The organism is Paracoccus aminovorans (assembly GCF_001546115.1).
Lineage (GTDB): Bacteria > Pseudomonadota > Alphaproteobacteria > Rhodobacterales > Rhodobacteraceae > Paracoccus > Paracoccus aminovorans_B.
In genome coordinates, this window is sequence record NZ_KQ955208.1 from 266,290 (window position 1) to 281,453 (window position 15,164).

The following is a 15,164-nucleotide window of genomic DNA, read 5'->3' on the forward strand; positions in this document are numbered from 1 at the left end:
TCGCTGCGAAATCCGCTTGACGCGGTTTCTGCGCCGCGGCTACGCGGAAGGGGGCACAGGCTGGGGGACGGCATCGTGGAGAGGCGCATCAAGGCTCTGGTCATCGCCGAGGCGGCAAACCCGGAATGGGTTTCGGTGCCGCTGGTCGGCTGGTCGCTGGCCCATGCGCTGCGCGATGTGGCCGATGTCCATATCGTCACCCAGGTCCGCAACCGCGAGGCGATCCTGCGCGCCGGCCTGGTCGAGGGCCGCGACTTCACAGCCATCGACAGCGAGGCGCTGGCCGCGCCGATGTGGCGGCTGGCCGAGCGGCTCAGCATGGGCAAGGGCGTCGGCTGGACGATCAAGACCGCCGTTTCGACCTTGGGCTACGGCTATTTCGAGCGGCTGGTCTGGCGCGCCTTCGGCGCCCGCATCCGCGCCGGCGAATTCGACATCGTGCATCGGGTGACGCCGCTGACGCCGACCGCGAACAGCCTGCTTGCGCCGCGCTGCAAGCGGGCAGGGGTGCCCTTCGTCCTTGGGCCGCTGAACGGCGGCGTGCCCTGGCCCAAGGGCTTCGACATCGAGCGGCGGCGTGAAAAGGAGTGGCTGTCCTATATCCGCGGCGCCTACAAGGCGCTGCCGGGGCGCGGTGCGATGCTGCGCGACGCCAGTGCCATCATCTGCGGCTCGATGCATACCCTGGGCGAGATCCCGGCGAAGCATCGCGCCAAGACGGTCTGGCTGCCGGAGAACGCCATCGACCCCGCGCGCTTCAGCCTGACCGCGCCGCAGCCGGGCACGCTGCCGCTGCGCGGCTGCTTCATCGGCCGGCTGGTGCCCTACAAGGGCGCCGACATGGCGATCGAGGCGGCGCTGCCGCTGCTGCGCTCGGGCGCGCTGGTGCTCGACATCATCGGCGACGGGCCGCAGATGGACCAGCTGCGTGATCTGGTCGCGCGCGAAGGCGTCGGTGATGTGGTGAACCTGCTCGGCTGGGTTGAACATGCCCAGGTCCAGGCCATTGCGGCGCGCTCGCAACTCTTGGTCTTTCCCTCGGTGCGGGAGTTCGGCGGCGGCGTGGTGCTGGAGGCGATGGCCCTGGGCGTGGTGCCGGTCATCGCCGATTACGCCGGGCCGGGCGAGCTGGTCGACGATGCGACGGGCTTCCGCATCGCCATGGGCAGCCGCGCGCAGATCGTCGCCGGGCTGCGCGCGCGGCTGCAGGCCATTGCGGCCGATCCGGCCGTGCTGCCGGGCATGGCAGCGGCGGGGCAGGCGCGGGTGATGCGCGATTTCACCTGGCCCGCCAAGGCCGCGCAAGTCACCCGGATCTGGCAGGCGCTGCTGGCGGGGCAGGCGCCGCCCCAGGACCTGCCGCTGCCGCGCTAGGCTGGCGCGCGCCCGCTCTGGTGCCTTGGGGGGCGCCGTGCCATGCTGCGCCGGAACCTGCCCGGAGCCCGCGATGCGCCTGAAATCCCTGCTGACCGCCTTCATCGCCGCCGCGACCCTGGCCTGGCCCGCGGCGGCGCAGGACTGCGTCGGGCGCAATCTGTTCGACGACATGGCGCCCGAGCGGCTGGCGCAGCTGCGCGCCGCGACCGATGCCGTGCCCCATCACAAGGGCCTGTTCTGGCGCGCGGGCAAGGGCGACAGCCATGTGCTGCTGCTCGGCACCTATCACTTCGCTGATCCGCGCCACGAGCGGACCATGGCCCGCTTCGGGCCCGAGATCGACCGCGCCGCCGCCCTGCTGGTCGAGGCCGGCCCGGCCGAGGAGGCGAAGCTTGCCGAGGCCATGGCCGCCGACCCGACCCTGGTCGTCGATACCACCGGCCCGACCCTGCCCGAGCGGCTGGGCGAGGCGGATTGGCAGGCGCTCTCGGCCGCGCTCGAGGATCGCGGCCTGCCCGCGCTGATCGCCAGCAAGCTGCGGCCCTGGTATGTCGCGGTCATGCTCGGCATCTCGCCCTGCATGAAGCGCATGGTCGAGGCGCGGGGCGATGCCGGCGGGCTCGACCACCTGCTGATCGCCCGGGCCGAGGCGGCCGACGTGCCGGTGCGGGCGCTGGAGCCCTGGGACACCGTCTTCACCCTGTTCCGAGACATGACCCCCAAGGAGGAAGAGGACATGATCCGCGCCGCCATGCCCGCCGCCGCCTATGCCGACGATTACGCGACCACGCTCAGCGACAGCTATTTCGCCGGCGACAGCTGGCTGATCTGGGAATTCGGCCGCTTCGACGCCTATGAAAACTCGGGCCTCAGCCGGGCCGAGGTGGACCGGCAGATGCGGCTGGCGCAGGAAAAGCTGATGGACCAGCGGAACGAAAGCTGGATCCAACCCATTGAACAGGCAGCGGCCGACGCCGCCCGCCAGGGCAAGGGCGTGGTCGCGGGCTTTGGCGCGCTGCACCTGCCGGGCCGGCATGGCGTGCTGCAGCTCTTGCAAAACAGGGGCTGGACCATCAGCCCGGTCACGGTGGAGGGGATAGGCGATGGCGGATGATCTGTGGCGCGAGGAACGTGAATTCTGGCTCTCGGGCGCGGCCGAGGCGGCGCGCAAGCTCGACGACGCCTGCCTGATGGCCTTTGCGCCGACGGGTATCCTGACCCGGCGCCGGGTGGTCGAAAACCTGTCCGCGGCCCCGCGCTGGCAGGAGGTCACCATGAGCGACCGCGCCGCCATCGAGACCGACGTGCTCTGCGTGCTCGCCTATCACGCCACCGCCCGCCGCGCCGGGGCCGAGACCTATCGCGCGCTCTGCACCACCACCTGGATCCGCCGCGACGGCGACTGGCGCATCGTCCAGCACCAGCAGACCCCGGCCTAGATGCTGCACGACCTGCGGCGCCACCTGCGCTTTCTGCTGAGCTTCGCGCTGGGGCTGGCGGTGGGCCTGGGCGCCTGGCGGATGCAGGCGCTGGACCGGCTTTTGCTGTTCTCGGTCACCTTCTGCCTGTGCTACCTGCTGCTGTCCGGGCTTCTGGTCCGGCGCATGACGGTCGAGATCATGCGCGGCCATGCCGACCGCGACGACGAGGGCATGAGCGTCATCGTCCCCATCGCCTTCGGCTCGGTCGCGATCAGCCTGGTGGCGATCCTGCTGACCATCCGCGACCCGCATTCCGGCTTCTGGCTGCGGCCGGCCTTTGCGCTGGCCTCGGTGCCGCTGGGCTGGGCGATGATCCACACGGTCATGGCCTTTCACTATGCCAGCCTCTGGTATGCCCGCCGCCCGGACGGGCGCGAAAAGCGCAACCTCGGCTTTCCCGGCCTGCCCGAGGGCCAGAACGCGACGATCTGGGATTTCCTTTACTACAGCTTCACGCTGGGCATGGCGGCGCAGACCGCCGACGTGACCGCGCTGGACAGCCAGGCGCGGCGGATCACGCTGCTGCATTCGGCCTTCTCGTTCTACTACAACACCGTGCTGCTGGCCCTGGCGCTGAATGCGGCGCTGGCCTTGGGTTGATAGACATTCCCGGCCCCGCGCCCTATAACCCGCGCGAATTTTCCGCCCAATCTCAGGGGATCAGCATGATCAAGGTTTTCGGCCACAAGGCCCCCGACACCGACTCGACCGGCTCGCCCATCATCTGGGCCTGGTATCTGTCCGAGATCCGCAAGGAGCCCGCCGTCGCCGTGCTGCAGGGCGAGCCGAACACCGAGGCCGCCTGGATGCTGACCAAGTGGAACCTCGACAAGCCCGCGATCATCGCCGACGTGGCTGCCGGCGACCGCTGCGTGATCGTGGACACCAACAACCCCGCCGAGCTGCCCGAATCGCTGGCCTCGGCCGAGGTGATCGAGATCATCGACCACCACCTGCTGGCCGGCGGCATCAAGACGAAGCTGCCGATCAGCATCACCATCCGCCCGCTGGCCTGCACCGCAACGATCATGCACGACCTGATCGGCGACGAGGCGCTGGCCCGCGCCCCGCGCGGCGTCAAGGGCGCCATGCTGACCTGCATCCTGTCCGACACGCTGGAGTTCCGCAGCCCGACCACCACGCCGCATGACCGCTGGGTAGCCGAGAAGATCGCGCGTGACTTGGGCGTCTCGATCCCCGCATACGCGGCCGAGATGTTCGCGGCCAAGTCCGACGTGTCGGCCTTTACCGAAGAGGCGCTGCTGCGCATGGACAGCAAGGAATACGAACTCGGCGGCAAGCAGCTGCGCGTCTCGGTGCTGGAAACCACGGCGCCGCAGGTGCTGCTGGACCGCAAGGGCGCGCTGATGGCCGCCATGCCGGGCGTCGCCGCCGCCGATGGCGCCGACGAGGTGCTGCTGTTCATCGTCGACATCCTGAACGAGGAAGCGACGCTCCTGGTCCCGAACGACTTCGTGAAGACCGTGGCCGAGAAAAGCTTCAACGCCACCGTCAGCAGCGACACGGTCGTCCTGCCCGGCATCATGTCGCGCAAGAAGCAGATCATCCCCGCGCTCGCGGTCTGAACGAAAAGAAGGCATCTCCATGACGCAGATCATCCGCTCGCTGGCCGAGGTCGGCACCCATTACGACGTCCTGTTCTGCGATCTCTGGGGCTGCCTGCACAACGGCAAGGCGCCCTGGCCCGCGGCGATCGCGGCGCTGCAGGCTTTCCGTGCCGGCGGCGGGCGCGTGGTGCTGATGACCAATGCGCCGCGGCCGTGGAAATACGTCGCCGAGCAGCTCGACCGCATGGGCGTGCCGCGCGACGCCTGGGATCTGGTGGTCAGCTCCGGCGACGCCGCGCAGGACGCGATGTTCGCCGGCGCCGTCGGCCGCCGGGTCTGGGCCATCGCCCAGGACAAGGACGAGGGCTTCTTCACCGACATCCCCGAGGAGTGGCAGGACGCGCCCCCGATCCAGCGCGTGCCCATGACCGAGGCCGAGGGAATCGTCTGCTGCGGCCTGTTCGACGACCTGACCGAGGTGCCCGAGGATTACCGCACCCGGCTGATCCTGTCGCGCGAGCGCGGGCTGAAGCTTCTGTGCGCCAATCCCGACGTGGTGGTGGACCTGGGCGACAAGCGGGTCTATTGCGCCGGCGCGCTGGCCGAGATGTATCAGGACCTGGGCGGCGAGGCGCTGTATTTCGGCAAGCCGCATCCGCCGATCTATGACCTGGCGCGCCGCCGGCTGGGCATCGACGACAATGCCCGCATCCTGGCGGTGGGCGACGGCATCGCCACCGACATTCCCGGCGCCGCGGGCGAGGGGATCGACGCGCTCTTCGTCACCGGCGGGCTGGCGGCGGCCGAATTCGGCCCCGACGTGGAAAACCCCGACCCGGCCATGCTCGAGGAATGGCTGGCGATGCGGGCCGAGGCCCCGCGCTACAGCATCGGCCGGCTGCGCTGAGCTGCAAAACGGGCCGGTAATAATCGGTCCGTTTTTTGTCAGGATGCATTATTTTATTGCGCGAGGCCTCCGGTGCTGCTATGCAGCATGAAGCTACTCACCGGGGGCATTGAATGATGCTGGACAATCTTCCGCGCGGCACCATCGTCATTGAGGATCTGGAAGTCGGGATGATGCGCTACCTGCAAAAGGTGGTGACGGACGAGGATATCGAGATGTTCGCGGCCGTCTCGACCGACCGCAACCCGGTGCATCTGGACGAGGATTACGCCCGCGACACCATCTTCGAGGGGCGCATCGCCCATGGCATGCTGACTGCCGGGCTGATCTCGGCGGTGATCGGCGAACAGCTGCCCGGCCATGGCACGGTCTACCTGGGCCAGACGCTGAAATTCATGGCCCCGGTGCGCCCCGGCGACCTGGTGCGGGCCGAGGTGACGGTCGATGCCATCGACCACGCGAAACGCCGCGTGACCCTTGCAACCCGCTGCCTTGTCGGTGATACGGTCGTTCTGAAAGGCGAGGCGGTCGTTCTGGCGCCAAGCCGCAAATTCGACTGACCGGGCCGGTCTGCGGCCCACCGGGGGGCCGCTTGCGCATCCATCACGACTGGAAAGCCTTGCCGCTCGATGCCCGTGGCGCGAGCGTCGCCATGGGCAATTTCGACGGCGTGCACCTGGGGCACCGCTCCGTCATCGACGCCGCCCGCGCCGCCTGCGACGCGCCCCTGGGCGTCATCACCTTCGAGCCGCATCCGCGCCAGTTCTTCGCCGGCGATGGCCCGGCCTTCCGGTTGATGAACGCGGAATCGCGCGCGAACCGGCTGGCGCGGCTGGGGGTCGATCACCTGTATGAACTGCCCTTCGACGCGGTGCTGGCCGGCTTCGCGCCCGAGGATTTCGCCCGCGAGGTGCTGGTCGGCGGCCTTGGCATCCGCCATGTCACCGTCGGCGCCGATTTCTGCTTCGGCCGCCAACGCTCGGGCAGCGCGCAGACGCTGACCCAACTCGGGGCCGAGCTGGGCTTCGGCGTCACCGTCGCGCCGCTGATCGGCGACGGCGCGGTCGAATACAGCTCGACCGCGATCCGCCAGGCCCTGGCCCAGGGCCGCACCCGCGACGCCGAGCGCATGCTGGGCCACTGGCACCGCATCGACGGCGAGGTGCTGCATGGCGACAAGCGCGGCCGCGACCTGGGCTATCCCACCGCGAACATGGCGGTCGAGGGGCTGCACCTGCCGCAGCTCGGGGTCTATGCCGTGCTGGTCGACGTGCTGACCGGCCCGGACCGCGGCAGCTACAAGGGCGTGGCCAGCCTGGGCGTGCGGCCGATGTTCGGGGTGAACCGCCCGAACCTGGAAGTGCATATCTTCGACTTCAACGCCGACCTCTATGGCCAGCACCTGTCGGTGGCGCTGGTCGAATACCTGCGCCCCGAGGCCAGGTTCGACAGCCTCGATGCGCTGGTGGCGCAGATGGACCGCGACAGCCAGAGCGCGCGCGAGATCCTGGCGACCCGCTGATGCGCCCCAAGTTCTGGGAACTGCCGCTGAAAAACCTCGACAAGGCGGAATGGGAGGCGCTCTGCGACGGCTGCGGCAAATGCTGCCTCAACAAGATCGAATACGAGGACTCCGGCGAGCTGGCCTTTACCCGGGTCGCCTGCCGGTTGCTGGACGGCGAAAGCTGCCAATGCTCCAGCTACCCGAACCGCCATGATTTCGTTCCCGATTGCGTCGTCCTGACCCCGAAGAAGCTGCGCGAGATCGCCTGGTGGCTGCCCGCGACCTGCGCCTACAGGTTGCGTGCCGAGGGCAAGCCGCTCTACGACTGGCACTATCTGATCTCGGGGGACCGCGAATCGATCCATCGCGCCGGCGCCTCGGTGCGCGGCTGGACCGTCAGCGAGACCTCGGTGACCGAGGACGACTGGGACGATTACATCATCGAGGATCTGTCATGAATTTTGCCTCGGACAATGCCGGCGGCGTGCATCCCCGGATCATGGCGGCCCTGGCGGCGGCGAACGAGGGTCATGTCCCCTCCTACGGCGCGGATCGCATCACCCAGGCGGCGCAGGACCGGGTGCGGGAACTCTTCGACGCGCCCGAGGCGGCGGTGCATTTCGTGACCTCGGGCACGGCGGCCAATGCGCTGTCGCTGTCGCTCTTGGCGCCGGGCTGGGGCAAGGTCTTCTGCCACGAGACCGCGCATATCCAGACCAGCGAGACCGGCGCGCCCGAGTTCTTCACCGGCGGCGCCAAGCTGGTGGGCATTCCCGGCACCGGCGGCAAGATCACCCCCGAGGCACTGGCCGAGACGCTGGTGGCGCATGGCCGCGAAGGCGTGCATGCCGGGGTCAATGCCGCGCTGTCCCTGACCAACGCCACCGAATGGGGCACCGCCTACAGCCCCGACGAGGTCGCGGCGCTGGCGTCCATCGCCCGCGACGCCGGCCTGGGCGTCCACATGGACGGCGCGCGTTTCGCCAATGCGCTGGCGGGCCTCGACGTGGCGCCGGCCGACCTGACCTGGCGCGCCGGCGTCGACATCCTGTCGCTGGGCGCGACCAAGAACGGCTGCATGGCGGTCGAGGCGGTGGTGATCTTCGACCCGGCCAGGTCCGAGGAATTCGGCTTTCGCCGCAAGCGCGGCGGCGGGCTGGTCTCGAAGCACCGCTTCCTGTCGGCGCAGGTTCTGGGCTGGCTCGAGGGCGACCTGTGGCTGCAACTGGCGCGCCACGCCAATGCCATGGCGCATGAGCTGGCGCTGGGGCTGTCGCGGCTGCCGGGCGTGCGCATCGACCAGCGGGTCGAGACCAACGCGGTCTTTGCCACCATCCCGCGCGAGCTGCATCGCCGGGCCTGCGCCAGCGGCATCTGCTATCACCTCTGGCCGCATACCCAGGACGAGACGGGCGAGGATCCGGTCAGCATCCGGCTGGTCTGCGGCTGGGACACGCGGCTGGAGGATGTCGAGGACGCGCTGCGGGCGCTGGCCTAGCGCAGCGCGGCCGCCAGCAGTGCCAGCGCATGCGCGACCGTCGCGGCCCGCACCTCGGCCCGGCCGCGCGGGCCGAACTCGACCGTCTCGGTCCTGACGCCCGCCGCATCGGCGATGCCGAAACAGACCCGGCCCTCGGGCTTGTGCTCGGAGCCGCCCGGCCCGGCGATGCCCGTCACCGCCACGGCGATGCCGGCACGGGACCGCGCCAGCGCGCCGGCCGCCATCTCGGCCGCGATCTCCTCGCTGACGGCGCCATGGGCTTCCAGCGTCTCGGGGCGGATGCCCAGCATCTCGACCTTGGCGGCGTTGGAATAGGTGACGAAGCCGCGATCGACCGCATCCGACGAGCCCGGCACATCGGTCAGCCGACCGGCGATCAGTCCGCCGGTGCAGCTTTCGGCGGTGGCGATCATCACGCCGCGCCGGCGTGCCAGGTCGAGGACAAGGGCGGGATCGGTCACAGCATCGGCTCCAGCACGGCATGGTAAAGCCCGGCCAGGATGACCGAGGCCACGCCGGCGAACAAGCCCGCCCACAGGTCGTCCAGCATCAGCCCGGTCGCGTCGCCCCTGCGGTCGGCGCGTCCGACCAGCCAGGGCTTCCAGATGTCGAACAGCCGGAACAGCAGGAAGGGCGCGACATAGCCCGGCCAGGCGTCGAGGATCGAGGCGCCTTGCCGCGCCAGCGGGATCACCGTGAAGCTCATCGCCAGCCATTGCCCGGCGACCTCGTCGATCACCACCCAGGACGGGTCCTTGTCGGCGCTGACCGCCAGCACGCGCGGCACCGCCCAGAAGCCCAGGACGGTCGCCAGCACGAAGCCTGCCGGCACCAGCCAGGGCGAAAGCCATTCGTAGGCCACGACCCCCAGCACCACGGCGGCGGCCGAGCCCCAGGTGCCGGGTGCGGGCTTCAGCCGGCCGATGCCGAAGAATGTGGCGATCAGTCTCTCCATGGCGTCACCTGCGGATCAGGGTTGCGGTGGCGATGGCGGCGATGCCTTCCTCGCGCCCGGTAAAGCCCAGCCGTTCCGAGGTGGTGGCCTTGACGCTGATGCGGTCGAACTCGACGCCGGTGATCTCGGACAGGCGCAGCGCCATGGCGCCGGCATGGGGGCCGACCTTGGGCCGCTCGCAGATCAGCGTCACGTCGGCATTCGAGATCTCATAACCCATCTGCCGCGCCAGCTCCGCGGCGTGGCGCAGAAAGATATGGCTCTCGGCCCCCTTCCATTGCGGGTCCGAGGGCGGGAAATGCCGGCCGATGTCGCCCTGCGCCAGCGCGCCATAGATCGCGTCGGTCAGCGCGTGCATGCCCACATCGGCGTCGGAATGGCCCAGAAGCGTCTTGTCATGCGCGATCTTCACGCCGCACAGCCAGACATGATCGCCGGTCGTAAAGGCGTGCACGTCGAAGCCGTTGCCCAGGCGGATGTCCATGGTCCCCTCCAGAATCCGGCGCGCGCGCTTGAAATCGGCGCCATAGGTCAGTTTCAAATTGTCCTCGTCACCGGGCGTCACCGTGACCGGGATGCCGGCGCGGATTGCTAACTCGACGTCGTCGGCGGCGTCGGTCGGGCCGGCGCGATGCGCGGCCAGGATCGGCGCCAGCGCGAAACCCTGCGGGGTCTGGGCGCGATAAAGCCCGTCGCGCGCGGCGGTGGCCTGCACGAGACCGCCCTCGGCCCGCCACAGCGCATCGGTGACGGGCAGGGCGGGCGCGGCGGCGGGCGCGCCTTGGGCCAGCGCCTGCACCACGGCCTCGATCACCGTGGGGGAAACCAGCGGCCGGGCGCCGTCATGGATCAGCACATGCGTCACGCCGCTGCCGGACAGGCTTTCCAGCGCCGCGCGCACGCTTTCGGCGCGGGTGGCGCCGCCGGCGACCAGCGTCACCGGCCCGGACAGCTCGGCCACGCCGCGCGCCATGTCCTCGGGCGCCAGCGTCACCACGATGCGCGGAAAATCCGCGAAGGCCGCGATGCTGCGCGCCAGCACCGTGGCGCCGGACAGCCTGCGCCATTGCTTGGGCAACCCCGCGCCCGCGCGGGTGCCGCGGCCGGCGGCGGTGATGATGACGGCATATGTGTCGGGTATTCTCATGGCGGCAAGCTTTAGGTCAGCCGCCCGCGCGAGGCAATCGCCAGCGCCGCCCGCGTATTGCCGCAGGGGAAAATCGCCGCCGGCCATGGCCCAGGCGCGCGCTTTCGTCCTATAAGATTCGCGACCGCCCGCGACGGGCCCCTGCCAAGGATTTCGCCATGACCGACCCCGCCCAGACCGATCTTTCCAAGGACGCCGCCGCGCGCGCTGCCGTGGCGCTGGTCCAGCCCGGCATGCGGCTGGGCCTGGGCACCGGCTCGACCGCCGCGATCTTCGTGCGCCGCCTGGCGCAGCGGGTCGCCGAGGAAGGGTTCGATCTGCGCTGCGCCGCGACCTCGAAGGCCACGGCCGAGCTTGCGACCTCGCTGGGCCTCAGGGTCGAGGATCTGAACGACATCGGCTGGCTCGACCTGACCATCGACGGCGCCGACGAGGTCGACCCGGACCTGAACCTGATCAAGGGCGGCGGCGCGGCGCATCTGCGCGAAAAGATCGTCGCCACCGCCTCGGACCGCATGGTGGTGATCGCGGACCAGGGCAAGGTCGTGGACCGGCTCGGCGCCTTCCACCTGCCGGTCGAGGTGATTCCCTTCGGCTGCCAGACCACCAAGACGCAGATCCAGCGCGCGCTGGACGACCTGGGGCTGACGCATCGCCCGATCCTGCTGCGCAAGCGCGACGGCGAAACCCTGCTGACGGATGAGGGCAACTACATCCTCGACCTCGCGCTGGAAACGATCCCGGACCCGCAGGCGCTGGCGCGGCGGCTTTCGGCCATCGCCGGGGTGGTTGAACACGGGCTGTTCCTGAATATCTGCCAGCTTGCGATCATCGGCTGTCCCGACGGTTCGGTGGTGGAACTGCTGCGTGAGGATATCGAATGACTTTCGACTATGACCTGTTCGTCATCGGCGGCGGCTCGGGCGGGGTGCGCGCGGCGCGCATCGCGGCCAGCGAATACGGCGCCCGCGTCGGCCTGGCCGAGGAAAGCCGCATGGGCGGCACCTGCGTCATCCGTGGCTGCGTGCCCAAGAAGCTGATGATCTTCGCCAGCCAGGCCGAGGCCCATGCCGCCGAGGCGCGCGGCTATGGCTGGCAGACCGCCGGCGCCGGCGCCTTCGACTGGACCATGTTCCGCCACAAGCTGGATGCCGAGCTGACCCGGCTGGAAGGGGCCTATACCGGCGGCCTGGCCGCCGCGAACGTGGACATCCACAAACAGCGTGCACGGCTGGCCGATGCCCATACCGTCGAACTGGCCGACGGCCAGCGCCTGACCGCCAAGCATATCCTGATCGCGGCCGGCGGCCGGCCCGCGCTGCCCGGCATCGAGGGCGAGGAGCTGGGGCTGATCTCGGACGACCTGTTCCTGCTGGACGACCTGCCGGGCCGGGTGCTGGTGGTGGGCGGCGGCTTCATCGCCTGCGAATTCGCCACCATCCTGCAGGGCCTGGGCTGCCAGACCACGCTGTCCTATCGCGGCGACGCGGTGCTGCGCGGCTTCGACGGCGAGATGCGCCGCCATGCCACCGAGCAGCTGCGCATGATCGGCGTGGACCTGCGGCTGGAAAGCAACCCGGTCCGGCTGGCGGCCGAGGGCGAGGCGCGCCGCGTCGATTTCGCCGATGGCAGCAGCGAAGTCTTCGACGCGGTGATCTTCGCCACCGGCCGCGCGCCCTATACCAAGGGGCTGGGGCTGGAACAGGCCGGCGTCAGGCTGGGCCGCAAGGGCGAGATCGTGGTGGACGAATGGTCGCAAAGCTCGGTGCCCTCGATCTATGCCGTGGGCGATGTGACCGACCGGGTGAACCTGACCCCGGTCGCGATCCGCGAGGGCCACAGCTTCGCCGATACCGTCTTTGGCGCCAAGCCGCGCAAGGTCGATCACGGCCTGGTCGCCAGCGCCGTCTATACCCGCCCGCACGAGCTGGCGACGGTCGGCCTGACCGAAGAGGAAGCCGCCGCGCGCGGCCCGGCGCTGGTCTATGTCGCCAGCTTCCGGCCGATGCGCTCGCTTTTCGCGGGCTCGGACGCACGGGCGGCGATGAAGCTGATCGTGGATGCCGAGACCGACAGGGTGCTTGGCTGCCACATCTTCGGACCCGAGGCCGGCGAGATGATCCAGATGGTCGCGATCCCCATGGGCATGGGCGCCACCAAGGCCGATTTCGACGCGGCGATCGCCGTGCATCCGACGCTGGCCGAGGAGCTGGTGACCATGCGCAAGCCCACGCGCCGCGTCGGCGATGACAATTCCGACAAAGCCGACGCATCGGCTTGATTTTTCGACCGAAGGCACCAGTTTCCAACGGGAAGACACAAAAGAGCGAGGCACGAGACGGATGGCGGGACAAGGCCCCTGGGGCGGCGGCGGCGGAGATGACGGCAAGGGCGGCAAGCAGCCGCCGCAGGGGGGCGACCAGAAGGGCGGTCCGCGCCCCTGGGGCAATGCCGGAGGCAACAACCAAGGCGGCCGCGACGACCGCCCGCAGGGTCCGCGCCGGGGCGAGCAGATCCCCGAGATCGAGGAACTGGTCCGCAAGGGGCAGGACAAGCTGCGCGTGCTGATGGGCGGCAAGGGCGGCGGCGGCGGCCCCCGCGGCACCGGCCCGCGCCGTTTCGGCCCGCAATTCCAGATGAGCCGCGGCACCTGGGGCATCGGCGCGCTGGCCGTGGCCGCACTCTGGGCCTTCACCAGCTTCTACACCGTCGACGAGGGCCAGCGCTCTGTCGAACTGCTGTTCGGCCGGCCCTATGCGCTGGGCGATCCGGGCCTGAACTTCGCGCCCTGGCCGGTGGTGACCAAGGAACTGGTCCAGGTCTCGGGCGAGCGGGTGACGGAAATCGGCACCGGCCAGGCCGGGCCGAACGACAGCGGGCTGATGCTGACCCGCGACCAGAACATCGTCGACATGCAATATCAGGTGGTCTGGAACGTCTCGGACCCCGAGAAATTCCTGTTCAACCTGGCCGATCCCGACGATACCATCCGCGCCGTGGCGGAATCGGCCATGCGCGACATCGTGGCGCGGTCGGAACTGGCGCCGATCCTGAACCGCGACCGCGAGCAGATCCGGGCCGAGCTGGAGCGCGCCGCGCAGGGCACGCTGGATTCCTATGACTCCGGCGTCAACATCGTCCGGGTCAACCTGGCGCGCGCCGATCCGCCGCGCGAGGTGATCGACAGCTTCCGCGAGGTGCAGGCCGCCCAGCAGGAACGCGACCGGCTGGAGAAAGAGGCCGACGCCTATGCCAACCGGGTGCTGGCCAATGCGCGCGGCGAAGCCGCCGCCGTGGTCGAGCGCGCCGAGGCCTATCGCGCCGAGGCCGTGAACAATGCCGAGGGCGAGGCCGCGCGCTTCAACTCGGTCTATGACGAATATGTCAAGGCGCCCGAGGTGACGCGGCGCCGGATGTATCTGGAAACCATGGAGAAAATTCTGGGCCAGGCGAACAAGGTCATCATCGACGGCGAGGCCGGGCAGGGCGTCGTGCCCTATCTGCCGCTCGACCAGCTGCGCAGCGGCGCCACCGGCAATGCCGGCAGCAACAATGGCACCAACAACGGGGGGAACCAGTGATGAACCGTGCAATCTCTGTCCTGGTCCTGCCGTTCCTGGTCGTCATCGCGGTGATCGTGGCGGCTTCGGTCTATATCGTCGACGTGCGCGAAAAGGCCCTGGTGCTGCGCTTTGGCGAGGTGGTCGAGGTGCGCGAGAACCCCGGCCTCGGCATCAAGGTCCCCTTCATCGACAGCGTGGTGCGCTATGACGCCCGCATCCTCGGCCTGCCGACCCGGCCGATGGAGGTCACGCCCCTGGACGACCGCCGGCTGGTGGTGGATGCCTTTGCCCGCTGGCAGGTGCTCGACGCGCAGAAGCTCTATCAGGCGACCGAGGGTCGGGGCCTGCCCCGCGCGCAGGAACGGCTGGATTCGATCATCAACGACGTGATCCGCCGCGTGCTGGGCTCGGTGCCCTCGACCACCGTGCTGTCGGACGACCGCACCGCGCTGATGAACCGCATCCGCGACGGCGCGCGCGGCGAGGCCGAGGCGCTGGGGATCCGCGTCATCGACGTGCGCCTGACCCGCACCGACCTGCCCGAGCAGAACCTGACCGCGACCTATGCCCGGATGCGGGCCGAGCGCGAGCGCGAGGCCGCCGACGAGATCGCCCGCGGCGGCGAGGCCGCGCAGCGCGTCCGTGCCGCCGCCGACCGCACCGTGGTCGAGCTGACCTCGGAGGCCCGCAAGCGCGCCGAGGTGGTTCGCGGCGAGGCCGACGCCCGCCGCAACGCCATCTATGCCGATGCCTTCGGCCGCGATCCCGAGTTCTTTGCCTTCACCCGCTCCATGACCTCCTATGAGCGGGCGCTGAAGGGCGAGAACAGCTCGCTGGTGATCAAGCCCGATGGCGAGTTCTTCGACTATCTGCGCAACGACGGTTCCGACCGCGCCAACCCGGTACCGACCCCGGCCCCGGCCGCACCCTCGGCCTCGGCCGCGCCGGCGACCGGCGCCGCCGCCGAGGATACGGTCGCCCCGACCGAGACCACGCGCGAGGGCGAGCCGCTGGGCGCGAGCTCGGGCGTCACGCTGACGCCCATGCCCGAGGCGCTGTCGAGCCCGCCGCAGCAGGAACCGGCCGTGCCGGCGAACTGAGCGCGGCCAGGCGACGAAAACGGAAAAGGCGGGACGCATCGCTGTGCGCCCCGCCTTTTTC

General features: G+C 69.7%; 17 protein-coding genes. 14 read left to right on the forward strand and 3 right to left on the reverse strand.

The window, feature by feature from the left end:
- Window positions 1–75: 75 nt before the first annotated feature.
- From ASV56_RS01410 to ASV56_RS01455, 10 genes are all read left to right on the forward strand, one after another.
- Complete coding sequence (locus ASV56_RS01410; RefSeq protein WP_062560479.1) at window positions 76–1,374, forward strand: glycosyltransferase family 4 protein; 1,299 nt, start codon at window positions 76–78, stop codon at window positions 1,372–1,374.
- A 73-nt stretch (window positions 1,375–1,447) separates the two neighbouring features.
- Window positions 1,448–2,491: a TraB/GumN family protein gene (locus ASV56_RS01415; RefSeq protein WP_062560480.1), complete on the forward strand. Its 1,044-nt coding sequence runs from the start codon at window positions 1,448–1,450 to the stop codon at window positions 2,489–2,491.
- Window positions 2,481–2,816, forward strand: coding sequence for a DUF4440 domain-containing protein (locus ASV56_RS01420; protein WP_062560481.1), 336 nt, complete (start codon window positions 2,481–2,483; stop codon window positions 2,814–2,816). The genes ASV56_RS01415 and ASV56_RS01420 overlap by 11 nt, the downstream gene beginning before the upstream one ends.
- Window positions 2,817–3,458 (forward strand): DUF1345 domain-containing protein, encoded by a 642-nt coding sequence (locus ASV56_RS01425; RefSeq protein ID WP_062560482.1) that lies wholly within the window; start codon window positions 2,817–2,819, stop codon window positions 3,456–3,458.
- Window positions 3,459–3,523: 65 nt separating this feature from the next.
- Window positions 3,524–4,444 (forward strand): manganese-dependent inorganic pyrophosphatase, encoded by a 921-nt coding sequence (locus ASV56_RS01430; RefSeq protein WP_062560483.1) that lies wholly within the window; start codon window positions 3,524–3,526, stop codon window positions 4,442–4,444.
- A gap of 19 nt (window positions 4,445–4,463) precedes the next feature.
- Window positions 4,464–5,333: a TIGR01459 family HAD-type hydrolase gene (locus tag ASV56_RS01435; RefSeq protein ID WP_062560484.1), complete on the forward strand. Its 870-nt coding sequence runs from the start codon at window positions 4,464–4,466 to the stop codon at window positions 5,331–5,333.
- Window positions 5,334–5,449: 116 nt separating this feature from the next.
- The gene (locus tag ASV56_RS01440; RefSeq protein ID WP_026155430.1) at window positions 5,450–5,893 is read left to right on the forward strand and encodes a MaoC family dehydratase; all 444 of its coding nucleotides are present in this window, start codon (window positions 5,450–5,452) and stop codon (window positions 5,891–5,893) included.
- Window positions 5,894–5,925: 32 nt separating this feature from the next.
- The gene (locus ASV56_RS01445; RefSeq protein ID WP_062560485.1) at window positions 5,926–6,855 is read left to right on the forward strand and encodes a bifunctional riboflavin kinase/FAD synthetase; all 930 of its coding nucleotides are present in this window, start codon (window positions 5,926–5,928) and stop codon (window positions 6,853–6,855) included.
- Window positions 6,855–7,295, forward strand: a complete 441-nt coding sequence (locus ASV56_RS01450; RefSeq protein ID WP_062560486.1) for a YcgN family cysteine cluster protein — start codon at window positions 6,855–6,857, stop codon at window positions 7,293–7,295. The genes ASV56_RS01445 and ASV56_RS01450 overlap by 1 nt, the downstream gene beginning before the upstream one ends.
- Window positions 7,292–8,335 carry a threonine aldolase family protein gene (locus ASV56_RS01455; RefSeq protein ID WP_062560487.1) on the forward strand — a complete coding sequence of 348 codons (1,044 nt, stop codon included), beginning with the start codon at window positions 7,292–7,294 and terminating at the stop codon, window positions 8,333–8,335. Before ASV56_RS01450 ends, ASV56_RS01455 begins: the two co-directional genes overlap by 4 nt.
- Here ASV56_RS01455 and ASV56_RS01460 read toward each other — a convergent pair.
- The 3 genes from ASV56_RS01460 to ASV56_RS01470 are packed head-to-tail and all read right to left on the reverse strand — an operon-like array spanning window position 8,332 to window position 10,440.
- A complete protein-coding gene (locus ASV56_RS01460) occupies window positions 8,332–8,799 on the reverse strand; it encodes a CinA family protein (RefSeq protein ID WP_082724694.1) in 468 nt (155 codons plus the stop codon). The genes ASV56_RS01455 and ASV56_RS01460 overlap by 4 nt on opposite strands.
- On the reverse strand, window positions 8,796–9,293 hold the full coding sequence (locus ASV56_RS01465) for a phosphatidylglycerophosphatase A family protein (RefSeq protein ID WP_062560488.1): 498 nt from the start codon (window positions 9,291–9,293) through the stop codon (window positions 8,796–8,798). Before ASV56_RS01465 ends, ASV56_RS01460 begins: the two co-directional genes overlap by 4 nt.
- 4 nt (window positions 9,294–9,297) lie before the next feature.
- Window positions 9,298–10,440, reverse strand: coding sequence for a bifunctional 2-C-methyl-D-erythritol 4-phosphate cytidylyltransferase/2-C-methyl-D-erythritol 2,4-cyclodiphosphate synthase (locus ASV56_RS01470; RefSeq protein WP_062562187.1), 1,143 nt, complete (start codon window positions 10,438–10,440; stop codon window positions 9,298–9,300).
- 158 nt (window positions 10,441–10,598) lie between these two features.
- On the opposite strand from ASV56_RS01470, the gene rpiA reads away from it, so the two are divergent.
- From rpiA to hflC, 4 genes are all read left to right on the forward strand, one after another.
- Window positions 10,599–11,324, forward strand: a complete 726-nt coding sequence (gene rpiA / locus ASV56_RS01475) for a ribose-5-phosphate isomerase RpiA (protein WP_062560489.1) — start codon at window positions 10,599–10,601, stop codon at window positions 11,322–11,324.
- Window positions 11,321–12,721, forward strand: a complete 1,401-nt coding sequence (gene gorA / locus ASV56_RS01480) for a glutathione-disulfide reductase (protein WP_062560490.1) — start codon at window positions 11,321–11,323, stop codon at window positions 12,719–12,721. The genes rpiA and gorA overlap by 4 nt, the downstream gene beginning before the upstream one ends.
- A gap of 61 nt (window positions 12,722–12,782) precedes the next feature.
- Window positions 12,783–14,021: an FtsH protease activity modulator HflK gene (gene hflK / locus ASV56_RS01485; protein WP_062560491.1), complete on the forward strand. Its 1,239-nt coding sequence runs from the start codon at window positions 12,783–12,785 to the stop codon at window positions 14,019–14,021.
- Window positions 14,021–15,103: a protease modulator HflC gene (gene hflC, locus ASV56_RS01490; RefSeq protein ID WP_062560492.1), complete on the forward strand. Its 1,083-nt coding sequence runs from the start codon at window positions 14,021–14,023 to the stop codon at window positions 15,101–15,103. Before hflK ends, hflC begins: the two co-directional genes overlap by 1 nt.
- Window positions 15,104–15,164 lie beyond the last annotated feature (61 nt).

Excerpts from the sequence above, each read along its gene's own strand:
- ASV56_RS01415 (WP_062560480.1), top strand. The coding sequence starts at position 1,448 with ATGCGCCTGAAATCCCTGCTGACCGCCTTCATCGCCGCCGCGACCCTG.
- ASV56_RS01420 (WP_062560481.1), top strand. The coding sequence starts at position 2,481 with ATGGCGGATGATCTGTGGCGCGAGGAACGTGAATTCTGGCTCTCGGGC.
- ASV56_RS01425 (WP_062560482.1), top strand. The coding sequence starts at position 2,817 with ATGCTGCACGACCTGCGGCGCCACCTGCGCTTTCTGCTGAGCTTCGCG.
- ASV56_RS01430 (WP_062560483.1), top strand. The coding sequence starts at position 3,524 with ATGATCAAGGTTTTCGGCCACAAGGCCCCCGACACCGACTCGACCGGC.
- ASV56_RS01435 (WP_062560484.1), top strand. The coding sequence starts at position 4,464 with ATGACGCAGATCATCCGCTCGCTGGCCGAGGTCGGCACCCATTACGAC.
- ASV56_RS01440 (WP_026155430.1), top strand. The coding sequence starts at position 5,450 with ATGCTGGACAATCTTCCGCGCGGCACCATCGTCATTGAGGATCTGGAA.
- ASV56_RS01450 (WP_062560486.1), top strand. The coding sequence starts at position 6,855 with ATGCGCCCCAAGTTCTGGGAACTGCCGCTGAAAAACCTCGACAAGGCG.
- ASV56_RS01455 (WP_062560487.1), top strand. The coding sequence starts at position 7,292 with ATGAATTTTGCCTCGGACAATGCCGGCGGCGTGCATCCCCGGATCATG.
- ASV56_RS01465 (WP_062560488.1), bottom strand. The coding sequence starts at position 9,293 with ATGGAGAGACTGATCGCCACATTCTTCGGCATCGGCCGGCTGAAGCCC.
- ASV56_RS01470 (WP_062562187.1), bottom strand. The coding sequence starts at position 10,440 with ATGAGAATACCCGACACATATGCCGTCATCATCACCGCCGCCGGCCGC.
- rpiA (WP_062560489.1), top strand. The coding sequence starts at position 10,599 with ATGACCGACCCCGCCCAGACCGATCTTTCCAAGGACGCCGCCGCGCGC.
- gorA (WP_062560490.1), top strand. The coding sequence starts at position 11,321 with ATGACTTTCGACTATGACCTGTTCGTCATCGGCGGCGGCTCGGGCGGG.
- hflK (WP_062560491.1), top strand. The coding sequence starts at position 12,783 with ATGGCGGGACAAGGCCCCTGGGGCGGCGGCGGCGGAGATGACGGCAAG.
- hflC (WP_062560492.1), top strand. The coding sequence starts at position 14,021 with ATGAACCGTGCAATCTCTGTCCTGGTCCTGCCGTTCCTGGTCGTCATC.